The sequence below is a fragment of the Allorhizobium undicola ORS 992 = ATCC 700741 genome (genome assembly GCF_000621665.1).
GTDB classification, from domain to species: Bacteria; Pseudomonadota; Alphaproteobacteria; order Rhizobiales; family Rhizobiaceae; genus Allorhizobium; species Allorhizobium undicola.
This window is the reverse complement of the sequence record NZ_JHXQ01000010.1, coordinates 124026-135559: the sequence shown is the minus strand read 5'-3', so window position 1 is coordinate 135559 and position 11534 is coordinate 124026. Positions and strand designations below refer to the sequence as shown.

Genomic DNA, 11534 nt, shown 5'->3' with positions numbered 1-11534 from the left:
CGGTCGACTACATGCTGAAGCGCTGGGATGGATTTACGTCATTCCTCGAAGACGGCCGGATCTGCCTGACGAATAATGCCGCCGAACGCGCGCTCAGAGGCTTCGCACTCGGAAGAAAGTCATGGCTCTTCGCCGGATCGGATCGTGGTGCTGAACGTGCGGCGTTCATGGCGACACTGATCATGAGCGCCAAGCTCAATGACATCGATCCACAGGTCTGGTTAGCCGACGTCCTCACCAGCATTGCAGACACACCGATCAGCAGGCTGGAGCAATTGCTTCCCTGGAATTGGAAACCCAAGACGTTGAGTGCTCAGGCGGCCTGAACCGCGGCCGTCACCGGATGCTTACTGAGATTCAGCTCCAGCTCGCGATAGATGCGGTAAACCCGCTTGTGGTTCCAGCCAAAGCCCTTCACGTTGCGCAGATAGAGAAAACACAAGCCGAAACCCCATGTCTTGTGTGCCGTCGTCAGCCGCAGCAGCCAATCGGCAATCTCCTCGTTCTCACTGTCGAGCTTGCGTCCATAACGATAGCACGTCTCGCTTACCCCGAACGTCCGGCAGGCGAGCGCCACGCTGATGGTGTGGTTCTGAACGGCTTGCATGGCCATCTCCTTGCGTTGAGATGGCCTCAGCGCTTTTTTCCAAGCGCCTCCTTCAGCAGATCGTTCTGCATGCTCAGTTCCGCATACATCTTCTTAAGCCGCCGGTTCTCGTCCTCCATGCTCTTCATCTGCGCCACCATGGACGCGTCCATGCCGCCCAGCCGCGCCCGCCACTTGTAGAAACTGGCGTCGCTCATGCCATGCTCTCGGCACAACTGCGCCACAGGAATGCCGTCCTCCGCCTGCTTCAGGATCGCCATGATCTGCGCGTCGCTAAATCGTGATGTCTTCATCGGAATCTTCTCCAAAATCTTCGTGAGAAAATTCTACTTTTAAACCCGGTTACTTTCCGGCGGGATTACCCTGACCCTCGAGCGCATCGCCAACGGCTGGCCGAGCTGCAATCTCGATGCACTCATGCCGTGGAGTTATACGGGCTGAACGGCCTCAGCTCGCCGCTTACGGACGAGGTTTGGAAGGACTACATCAAGAATCAGCAGCCGCGGGAACTGGACGATGATTTTGAGGTGGTGTAGCCGGCCGTAGGGCCGACCGATCCGGCTTCTAGCCGTAACCGGAAGCCGCCGGCTTTAGCCGGTGGAGAGTTCACTTGCCGTTCATCGGGTTCAATTTTCAGTGCAGGCGCCCCTCATGCCTGGCCGTAGGTTTTCACCAGTTCGGGATCGCGTTCGAGGGTGTCGAGCCAGGTGGGGTCCAGCCTGGGGACGGAGGAAAACAGCAGTTGCGAATAAGGATGCTGCGGAGCCTTCGAGATGGCCGGGGTGATCTGTTCGACCTTGCGGCCGCGATACATCACCACGACCTCGTCGCAAATGGCCTCCACCACCGAAAGATCGTGACTGATGAAGATATAGGAGAGCGCCAGTTCACGCTGCAACTCCTTCATGAGCTCGATGACGGCCGCAGCAACGACCGTATCAAGGGCCGAGGTGATCTCGTCGCAGAGAATGATCTTCGGCTCGGCGGCAAGCGCGCGGGCGAAGTTGATGCGCTGCTTCTGCCCGCCCGAGAGTTCGGCCGGGGTTCTGCCGCGCAGCGTCTTTGGCAGGTGCACCATATCGAGCAATTGATCGATGCGCGCGCTGGCCTGCCTGCCTTTCATGCCGTGATAGAAGGCGAGGGGACGGCCCAGAATGTCTTCGATGGATTTTGCCGGGTTGAGAGAGGTATCGGCATGTTGGAAGACGATTTGCAATTCGCGAAGCTCATCGCGGCTTCTGTGTCGGGCCGAAGCCGCCAGTTGCCGTCCATCCAGCCTCATCGTCCCGGCACAGGCTGGCAGAATGCCGGCAATCGAACGGGCAAGGGTGGATTTGCCGCAGCCCGATTCCCCGATAATGCCGAGATTGCGGCCCTTTTGCACGGTGAGGCTGGCATCGCGAACGGCGCGCACCAGCGGCAAGCCGTCGGGTTGGAGGGGGCCATAACCGGCCGTGACGGCATCGATCTCAAGCAGCGGCTGCGGCTCTGTTCCGGTATTGGTGCTTTCCCCGCGCGGCTTGGGCTCGAAGGCTGAAAGAAGCTCGCGGGTATAGGGATGGCTGGCATGGTTCAAAATGGCCTCCGTGGTGCCGGCCTCCTGCACCTCGCCATGGCGCAGCACGAGAATGCGGTCGGCAATCTGTGCAACCACCGCCAGATCGTGCGAAACATAGACCCCGGCAATTCCGCTTTTCTTCATGACGCTTTTAAAGGCCCGCAGCACTTCGATCTGGGTCGTTACGTCCAGTGCCGTCGTCGGTTCGTCGAAAATCACCAGCTTCGGATCGCTGATCAGCGCCATGGCGGCGGCAAGACGCTGCAACTGGCCGCCGGAAACCTGATGCGGATAGCGTTGGCCGATCTGTTCGGGATCGGGCAGGGAGAGCGCCTTGAACAGGCTGACGGCCTTTTGCCTGGCTTGCGCAGGCGCCATCAGGCGGTGGATATGCGTGACCTCGATGACCTGATCGATGATCCGCTTGGTGGGATTGAAGGCTGCGGCGGCCGATTGCGGCACATAGGATATGTCCCGGCCCCGGATTTTGGCCCGCTCGCTTTCGCCAAGCCTTACCATGTCCTTGCCCGCCATCCGGATGCTGCCGCCCGATATGCGGCAGCCGCTGCGGGTATAGCCCATCAGCGTCAACGCGATGGTGGTCTTGCCCGAGCCGCTCTCGCCGATCAGCGCCACGATTTCGCCCGGCGCTATGTCGAAATCGACACCCTTGATGATCTCCAGCCGACGGCCGGAATCGGTCGTGGCCTCGACCTTCAATCCGCGAATTTCAACGAGATTTTCCATTCACGCACTCCGGTCGCGGATCTTCTTGGGCAGATTGTCGATCAGCAGGTTGACGCTGATCGTGAGGCTGGCAATGGCAAGCGAGGGCACGATGACGGCGGGCGCGCCAAAGGGCAGGCCGCTGATGTTTTCGTGGACCAGCGCACCCCAGTCTGCATAGGGAGGCTGGACGCCAAGGCCGAGAAAGGAAAGCCCGGACAGAAGCAGCGTGATGAAGACGAAGCGCAAGCCGAAATCCGCCAGAAGCGGGCCGATGATGTTCGGCAGGATTTCCGAGAAGATGATATAAAAAATGCCTTCACCACGGGTGCGGGCTACGGTGATGTAATCCATCGTGTTGATGTTGACGGCAAGTGCGCGGGCAAAACGATAGGCGCCGGGGGTGTAGATCACCGCCAGCATGATAATGAGGACATTGATCGACGAGCCGATCGCTGCGGCAACGACCAGACCGGAAAGCTTGCCGGGAATGGAATTCAACGCATCGAGAAAGCGGCTGAGAAGCGTATCGAAAAAGCCGCCGATGACAGCCGCTGCCATGCCGAGTGCCGTGCCGGTAAAGCAGGCGATGCAAACGGCGGCAAGCGAGATGCCCACGGTGTAGCGCGCGCCCATCATCAGCCGCGAAAGCATGTCACGGCCAAGATAATCCGAGCCGAGCAAGAGCTTGCTGCTCATGGGGCCGAAATAATCCTCATCGACGATTTCGCCGATCGGGTAGGGAATGATATGCGGAGCCGCGATGGCAACCGCGGCCCAGAACAGGATGATTGCAAGCCCGACCATTCCGACCCAACTGAAACTGTAGCGGAATTTGCTCGACAGGGGGGAGGGCAGGATCATGTCAGCGCAGCCTCGGATTGGCAAGAATGGCAACGATATCTGCAAGCGTGATGAGGGCGAGATAGCCGGTGCAGAAGATGATGGCGCAGGATTGAATGAGCGGAAGGTCGCGCGTCGAGACGCCATCGACCATCAGCTTGGCAACGCCGGGATAGTTGAAGATGGTCTCGACAATGATGACGCCGCCGACAAGATAGGACAGCGATAGCGCAATGGCATTGGCGATGGGGCCGACCGCATTGGGCAGCGCATGAAAAAGAACGGCGCGCGGGCGCGAGGCCCCCTTGAGAAGAGCGGCCTCCACATAGGGCGTGTCGATCGTGTCGATCACGGCAGCGCGGGTCATGCGGATCATCTGGGCCGACACCACGAAGGACAGCGTGATGACCGGCATGGCGTAGACCTTCAGCATTTGCGAAAAGGATGTGACTTCATTGGCGAAGGAAAGGGCCGGCAGCCACTTGAGATAGACGGAAAAGACAAGGACCGCCGCGGTGGCGATCATGAATTCAGGCACGGAGATCACGCCGATCGTCAGGATCGTGACGATGCGGTCATAGAGCGAGCCGCGAAACATGGCGGAGGTAATGCCGAGCGTCAGCGCAACCGGCACGGCAATCAGCGTCGTGATGCCTGCAAGGCGCATGGTGTTGACGAAGCGGCCGCCGATCAGGTCCGCAACGGCGATATTGTTGACATAGGATATGCCGAGATCGCCATGGGCCAGCCCGGCCAGCCAGCGGAAAAAGCGGATCGCGGCAGGTTCGTCCAGATGCATGGCGGCGCGAAGACCGGCCACAGCGTCCGGCGTGGCGGCCTGCCCCAGGAGGATGGTGGCGGTATCGCCCGGCAGCATGGCCGTTGCGAAGAAAACCGCGAACGAGACGATCAGCAGCGTGATGCCTGCAATGAGAAGCCGGTGGGCGATGAGATTGAGTACATATGTCCTCAAGATCGGCTCCCTTTATCTGAAATGTTTCGATTGCCGGTGGGCTTGCGGAAAGCCGGTCATGCCGGACCATAAGCCATGATGGCAGGGGCGGCCCCTGCCATCATGCATGAACCTCAGGCGTCGAGCCAGACATGTTCGGCGAAGGCGTAGCCCATCATGCCGCCGAGCGGGTTGGACTCAAGGCCCTTCAGCTTCTCGGTGATCGCATCGACATTGGAGATATAGACAGGAATGATGGTTCCGGCTTCTTCCGAAACCATGACCTGCATCTGCCCGTAGATTTCCTTGCGCTTGGCTTCATCGAGCAGTCCGCGCGCCTCGATCAGCATCTTGTCGAACTTCTCGGACTTGTACTGGCTTTCGTTCCAGGGCGCATTGGATGCATAGAGAAGGGAGAACAGGATGTCGGGCGTGGGGCGCGGGTTGATGTCGCCGAAATGGATCGGTGCCTTCAGCCAGTAGTTCGACCAGTAGCCGTCGCTCGGAACACGCTGCACATCGAGGTTCATGCCGATGTCTGCCGCCGATTGCTGGATGATGGTTGCTATTTCCACGCCCGAGGTTGCTGCGTCGGAGGTGATCACGGGGATTTTCTGGCCAAGCACGCCAGCCTTGTTGAAGTGGAACTTTGCCTTTTCGGGGTCATAGGCTTTCGCCTTGAGGTCCGCATTGTGGTATCTGCTCGCCGGCGAGATCGGCTGATCGTTGGCAATCTCCGCCAGGCCGCGCAGGGCCGATTTCTGGATCTGGTCGCGGTTGGTGATATATTTCATGCCCTGAACGAAATCGGCCTTGTCGCCTGGGCTCATGTCGAGACGGATATTAAGGTCGGTGTAATTGCCGGACGTGGTCTTCGAGACGGCGAAGCCGGGTTGGCTTTCCACCAGCCGGATGGAGCGTGGCTTGATGGAGGCGGCAAGATGGATGTCGCCGGAGAGAAGCGCGTTCACACGGGCATTGTCGTCGGAGATCGCGAAGAATTCGAACGTTTCCACGTGCGCGCCGCCAGACTTGAAGTAGTTCGGGTTCCGGGTGAAAACCGATTTCACGCCCGGTTCGAAGGTTCCCATCTTGAAGGCGCCGGTGCCGATGCCCTTGGAAAAATCCGTCGTGCCATCCTGAACGATCATGAAATGATGCATGGCGAGAATGGTCGGCAGGTCGGCATTGGGGTTGGCAAGGGTGATTTCCACCGTTGTCGGATCGACGGCCTTGACGTCGGTGATCTGCTTGGCAATTGCGTTGACCTTCGAGCCAACGGCCGGGTCGAGATGGCGCTTCAGGGAGAAGACGACATCGGCGGAGGTCAGCGATTTGCCGTCGTGGAAGGTAACACCGGAACGCAGCTTGACGGTCCAGGTCTTGGCGTCGGTGCTTTCGATCTTCTCGGCCAGCTCCATCTGCGTGTTGCCGGACTTGTCGAGGAAGGTGAGGCGGTTGTACAGCGCGCAGCAGCGGACATAATCGGTGGAAAGCGACGCCTTGGCCGGATCGAGCGTATCGGCGGTCGAGGACGACCATGCCGCAGCCTTGAGGTGGCCGCCGCTCTTCGGCGTTGCGGCGATGGCGCTGGAGGCCCGGCCGAGGATCATGCCGCCTGCCGACATGGCAACGCCGCCCGCAAGCATCATGCTGAGCAATTCACGCCGTGTGGCGCCGCGGCGAATGGCGTTTTCCACCATTGCATCATCCGAGGCGGTCCAGTTGGTAATCTTGTTATGCATCTCATTCCCCTTTTTTTTACCGTTGGCGGGCGGTCGGTCTTCAGCCGGCTTGGCCCAATGTCATGAAGAGCATCGATAGTCAGTCTTTTCTGGAAGCCCTTTTACCAAGGCTCGAAGATGCCGACGCATCCTCGCCTTGAAGGGATTTCGTCACGCGCGCATCCCGCTTTCCGGGCATTTGGCGCTGTGTAGCGAAATTGCGAAGCCTATGCCGTTCCCTGCCCGGTTCATGATCCCGGATGGTCAGGTTTTCCGGGGTTTTGGGCTTTTGTCGGATAGAAGTTTGACAGTTCGGCCCCGCCATTTTCTCCGAATTGGCGGGGTGGTGCGGCAGAAAATTCTGAAATTTGCCGGTTGGCGGTATAAGGCCCGCCCGCCGATCGGGGCCTGGACCTTCCGGCTCAATCCTTCATGGCGCGGCGGACATCTGGGTCCTCCAGGGTTTGATCCAGGGTCCGTGCCGTACGCTCGACGATCAAGTCGATCTCGTTATCCGTGCAGCAGAGCGGCGGTGCATAGCCCAGCACGCCATTGGCAAAGGCGCGGATGACAAGGCCGTTTTCCCAGGCGCGGTCGAAAACCCGCCGCGCCGGGGCGGCCTCTGCCGGCAGCGGGGTTTTTGCCGTCTTGTCGGTCACGAGTTCTATGGCCGCCAACATGCCGCGACCGCGAACATCGCCGACCAGCGGGTGATCGCGCAGACCTTCAAGACCGGCCATCAGCCGGGCTCCGGCCCTGACGCCGTTTTCCAGCAGACCGCCTTCCTCGTAAAGCCTGAGAACTTCGAGCCCCACCGCCGCACTGACGGGATGGGCCGAATAGGTATAGCCGTGGCCGACGGCAGAAGCGCCAGCGCCATCGGCGATAACCTGATAGACATGGTCCGCCATGAAAACCGCGCCCATGGGGACATAGCCGGAGGTCAGGCCTTTGGCGGTGGTCATGAAATCGGGAACGATATTGTCCTGCGTCGAGGCGAAAAGCGGTCCGGTGCGGCCAAAGCCGGTGATGACCTCATCTGCGACGAAAAGAATGCCATAATGTTTGCAAAGATCGCGCATGGCCTTCAGCCAGCCCTTTGGCGGAACGATGACGCCGCCCGAACCCTGGATCGGCTCGGCATAGAATGCGGCGACGCGGTCGGGGCCGATTGCCTCGATCTTCTTTTTCAACTGGGCAAGCGAGGCATCGATGATGGCCTGTGGGTCCTGGCCCACCGGGTTGCGATAGGGGTAGGGCGATGCGATCTTGTGCTGCCATTCGAAGGGAATGCCAAAGCCCGCGTGGAAATTGGGAAGGGCTGTCAGGCCCGCGCCCACCGTGGAGGAGCCGTGATAGCCCTGTTCTATCGAAATGAACTGGTCACGCTGCGGCTGACCCTTGGCAATCCAGTAATAGCGGATGAAGCGGATCGTGCTGTCCACGGCATCGGAACCGCCAAGGGTGAAATAGATATGCTTGAGATCGCCGGGCGCACGCTCGGCCAGTTCCGCGGCCAGCCGGATTGCGGGTTCGGACCCCAGGCCGAAATAGGCCGTGGCATAGGGCAGTTCGCGCATCTGGCGTGCGGCGGCTTCCACGATGGAGGAATGGCCGTATCCGGCATTGACGCACCACAGCCCGGCAAAGCCATCGATCAACTGGCGGCCTTGCGCATCCGTGACGGTCGCGCCGTTTGCGCTGGCAAGGACGCGCACACCCTGCTGTTCATGGCTGCGATAGGATGCGACCGGATGGACGAGATGGGCGCGATCGAGTTCGATGAGCGAATTGCTGAGCATGATGGTCTCCGGATCAGCCAAGGGCCTGATTGGCAAGGGCAAAGGTCGTCGCCGCCGAAGCGGCCGATGAGAGGGGCGCGGGCCGCGCCATGGCAATGCCGCCACCCACATGGGCAAGGCCCTGCTCTTGCAGCCAGGGCGCAAGCCCCGTTGCGGCAATCATATCCACCCGGACGAAACTGCCGATCCGCTGCGCCAGGAAATGCGAGATCAGCGTTTTGGCGTCTTCGAGACTGTGGGCCACCACCGGCCCGATAACCTCGCCACGGCCAAAGGGGCGCAGACATGCAAAGCCGGTGATGTCGTGGCCGCCGGTAACGGCGAAGGCGCCGATTTCAAACAGCTTGCGCATCAGGATGGTGCGATCCGCGCCAAAGGCTTCTCTGTCGAGTGCGGCTATTGCTTCAAGGTCGCCAGCGGTTGCGGCACGGGTGATGGCCGGTGGCGTTGCGCCCGCGACCACGCCCTGATGCTGAAGGATGGTGCCGGTTTCGCGAAAGCCGAGCTTTTCGTAAAGAGGAAGGCCGTCCGTGGTGGCGACGAGACGAAGTGGACGCCCGGCGGCATAAGCCATGGCCTCGTCCATCAACCGGCGTCCGAGGCCGCGGCCGCGCATGGCGGCATCGACGATGACCATGTTGATCGTCGCGCAATCGCTGCCGAAGGGCGTCATGAGGGCGGTGCCGACAACCTTGCCGGTGTCATCCACCGCAACGACCCCTTCGCTCAATTGGCAGGCGACCTGCCAGTCTTCTTCACGATGCGGCCAGCCAGCCTCCCGCGAGAGGCGCACGGCAGCCTCGATATGGTTTGCGGCAAAGGCCGTAATGTCGATGTCAACCATTTGCATGGACGATGCTCCCTGAATGATATGGAGTTTCGGGGCGAATGGGCCGGACGATTATCCGAAGGCGGTGGCTGTTACGACATCTTCCGCCAAAGCGGCGGCCTGTTTCCGCATCTTATGCCGTTGCCTGATCCGTGCCGGGCTTTATGGAGCGGTTTTGGCCGGGCTTCAGGAGCCGAAATCTGCAAGCAAATGCCAAAGCAGCGGCAGGATACGAAAGATTCTGCTTCGAAACGGAGGAAATCAGTCGGAAGAGGGGCGGCAAGCAGTTCTATTATCGATCATCACCCGAAAGGCCAGACAGGCCTGCCCAAAGGCCCCATTCAAGGACGAAGCGCATGACCACCTTCCGCCCGAAATACATCTCCTTCGATTGCCATGGTACACTCATAAACTTCCAGATGGCGGAAGCGGCGCGCGATCTTTATGGCGACCGTCTCGATGAACCGGCCATGCTGGAATTCATCCGGAATTTCGCGGGCTATCGGTTCGACGAGATCATGGGGGCGTGGAAACCCTATGCCGAGGTGGTGCATAATTCCCTGGAGCGGACCTGCAAGCGCAATGGCGTGACCTTCAGGGATGAGGATGCGCAAATGGTCTATGAGCGCGTTCCGACCTGGGGTCCCCATGCCGATGTTCCGGCGGGTCTTGCAAAGGTTGCGCGCGAAATTCCGCTGGTCATCCTGTCCAACGCCATGAACGACCAGATCCCGTCCAATGTCGCCAGGCTTGGTGCACCCTTCCATGCCGTCTATACGGCAGAGCAGGCCAATGCCTACAAGCCGCGCTTTCAGGCTTTCGAATACATGTTCGACATGCTCGGTTGCGGCCCGGAGGATATTCTGCACTGCTCGTCCTCCTTCCGCTACGATCTGATGTCGGCCCATGATCTCGGCATCAAGAACAAGGTCTGGGTCAATCGCGGCCATGAACCCGCCAACCCCTATTATGGCTATACGGAAATCGCCGATATTTCGGGACTTGCCGGCGTTGTCGGGCTCTGACTTTCCATTTCAACGCATGTGTGCAGGCAGATGCGCCTGCCGCATGTCCCTGACCGATCCCAGGAAGGCCATGGCCGATGAAATACGTCTCCTACTGGCATGATACGGCTCCGCGCTTTGCGGGAGGGCTTCAGGCGCCCGTCGAGGGCCATTACGACGTTGCCGTCATCGGTGCGGGATTTACCGGGCTTGGCGCGGCGCGCCAGCTTGCCATGGCGGGTGCCCGTGTCGTCGTGCTGGAGGGCGACAGGGTCGGTTCCGGTGCGTCGGGCCGCAATGGCGGCCATCTGAACAACGGGCTGGCGCATAGCTATCTGGCCGCCCGGCAGGAACTGGGCAAGGAGCGGGCGATCGCGCTTTACAAGGCCTTCGACTGTTCCATCGATACGCTGGAAACGCTGATTGCCGAAGAAGGCATGGATTGCAATTTCCGCCGTGCGGGCAAGCTGAAGCTGGCCTCCAAGCCGCAGCATTTCGACGGGCTGGCGAGGAATTTCGAGGCCATTCATGCCGAAGTCGATCCGGATACGGCGCTGTTGTCTGCGGATGATCTGAAGCGGGAGGTCCTTTCGCCCTTCCATGGCGCCATGCTGTCGCGCAAAAGCGCCGTGATGCATATGGGGCGGTATGTGGTGGGGCTTGCAGAGGCGGCGGTGCGGCGCGGGGCGGTGATTTTCGAAAAGGCTGAGGTGACGGAGCATTCGCAGACCGGCGGGCGGCATTGCCTGAAAACATCGAAAGGCATGGTCACAGCCGATGCCGTTCTTTTGGCGACCGGTGCCTATACCACGCCGAATTTCGGCTATTTCCGCCGCCGTATCATGGCGGTTGGCAGCTTCATCATCGCTACCCGGCCGCTGACGGACGGGGAGGTGGCGGCGACCATGCCCGGCAACCGCACCTGCGTGAACAGCATGAATATTGGCAATTACTGGCGCCTGACGCCAGATAACCGGCTGATATTCGGTGGAAGAGCGCGGTTTTCCGCCACATCCGACCAACGTTCCGATGAACGCAGCGGCAAGATCCTGCGCGAAAGCCTCGGCCGGATTTTTCCGCAGCTCGCAGGCGTCGATATCGACTATTGCTGGGGTGGGCTGGTGGACATCACCAAGGATCGCTACCCGCGGGCGGGCTATCAGGACGGGCTTTGGTATGCCATGGGCTATTCCGGCCACGGCGCGCAGCTTTCAACCCATCTCGGCATGACCATGGCCGACGCCATCCTTGGCCGGCCCGACAGGAACCCGTTAAAGGATCTCGATTGGCCAGCCGTGCCGGGACACACCGGAAAGCCATGGTTCCTGCCGCTCGTCGGCCTCTATTTCAAGATGCTCGACAAGATCAAATAGGCTTGCGCCACATGGACGCTACTGCATAATTCCTTAAATCGCAATCGATTTAAGGTGAAAATTATGCAGCAGATTTAAAGTGTTACAGCGTCCTTCGTGCGTTTGATCACAGTACA

General features: G+C 60.1%; 9 protein-coding genes and 1 pseudogene. 3 read left to right on the top strand and 7 right to left on the bottom strand.

Going from position 1 to position 11534, the window contains the following annotated elements:
- On the top strand, positions 1–326 hold a 326-nt coding region (locus T424_RS0112225; protein ID WP_027487987.1), incomplete at its 5' end, for an IS66 family transposase.
- Between the two features lie 14 nt (positions 327–340).
- Here the strand turns inward: T424_RS0112225 and T424_RS22105 are convergent.
- The 7 genes and pseudogenes from T424_RS22105 to T424_RS0112180 form a co-directional block, all read right to left on the bottom strand.
- Positions 341–900, bottom strand: a pseudogene (locus T424_RS22105) (transposase); the annotation flags it as partial.
- A 356-nt stretch (positions 901–1256) separates the two neighbouring features.
- Positions 1257–2912: an ABC transporter ATP-binding protein gene (locus T424_RS0112205; protein WP_027487984.1), complete on the bottom strand. Its 1656-nt coding sequence runs from the start codon at positions 2910–2912 to the stop codon at positions 1257–1259.
- Positions 2913–3755 (bottom strand): ABC transporter permease, encoded by an 843-nt coding sequence (locus T424_RS0112200; RefSeq protein ID WP_037067535.1) that lies wholly within the window; start codon positions 3753–3755, stop codon positions 2913–2915.
- Position 3756: 1 nt separating this feature from the next.
- Positions 3757–4707 carry an ABC transporter permease gene (locus tag T424_RS0112195; protein ID WP_027487982.1) on the bottom strand — a complete coding sequence of 317 codons (951 nt, stop codon included), beginning with the start codon at positions 4705–4707 and terminating at the stop codon, positions 3757–3759.
- 113 nt (positions 4708–4820) lie between these two features.
- Positions 4821–6431: an ABC transporter substrate-binding protein gene (locus T424_RS0112190; RefSeq protein ID WP_027487981.1), complete on the bottom strand. Its 1611-nt coding sequence runs from the start codon at positions 6429–6431 to the stop codon at positions 4821–4823.
- Between the two features lie 401 nt (positions 6432–6832).
- Positions 6833–8212 (bottom strand): aspartate aminotransferase family protein, encoded by a 1380-nt coding sequence (locus T424_RS0112185; RefSeq protein ID WP_027487980.1) that lies wholly within the window; start codon positions 8210–8212, stop codon positions 6833–6835.
- 13 nt (positions 8213–8225) lie between these two features.
- Positions 8226–9062 (bottom strand): GNAT family N-acetyltransferase, encoded by an 837-nt coding sequence (locus T424_RS0112180; protein WP_027487979.1) that lies wholly within the window; start codon positions 9060–9062, stop codon positions 8226–8228.
- Between the two features lie 335 nt (positions 9063–9397).
- Between T424_RS0112180 and T424_RS0112175 the strand changes: the two genes are divergently transcribed.
- Positions 9398–10066, top strand: a complete 669-nt coding sequence (locus T424_RS0112175; RefSeq protein WP_027487978.1) for a haloacid dehalogenase type II — start codon at positions 9398–9400, stop codon at positions 10064–10066.
- A 77-nt stretch (positions 10067–10143) separates the two neighbouring features.
- The gene (locus T424_RS0112170; protein WP_027487977.1) at positions 10144–11418 is read left to right on the top strand and encodes an NAD(P)/FAD-dependent oxidoreductase; all 1275 of its coding nucleotides are present in this window, start codon (positions 10144–10146) and stop codon (positions 11416–11418) included.
- The last annotated feature ends 116 nt before the right edge of the window (positions 11419–11534 follow it).

Coding starts and splice junctions, on each gene's coding strand:
- T424_RS0112205 (WP_027487984.1), bottom strand. CDS start 2,912: ATGGAAAATCTCGTTGAAATTCGCGGATTGAAGGTCGAGGCCACGACC.
- T424_RS0112200 (WP_037067535.1), bottom strand. CDS start 3,755: ATGATCCTGCCCTCCCCCCTGTCGAGCAAATTCCGCTACAGTTTCAGT.
- T424_RS0112190 (WP_027487981.1), bottom strand. CDS start 6,431: ATGCATAACAAGATTACCAACTGGACCGCCTCGGATGATGCAATGGTG.
- T424_RS0112185 (WP_027487980.1), bottom strand. CDS start 8,212: ATGCTCAGCAATTCGCTCATCGAACTCGATCGCGCCCATCTCGTCCAT.
- T424_RS0112180 (WP_027487979.1), bottom strand. CDS start 9,062: ATGCAAATGGTTGACATCGACATTACGGCCTTTGCCGCAAACCATATC.
- T424_RS0112175 (WP_027487978.1), top strand. CDS start 9,398: ATGACCACCTTCCGCCCGAAATACATCTCCTTCGATTGCCATGGTACA.
- T424_RS0112170 (WP_027487977.1), top strand. CDS start 10,144: ATGAAATACGTCTCCTACTGGCATGATACGGCTCCGCGCTTTGCGGGA.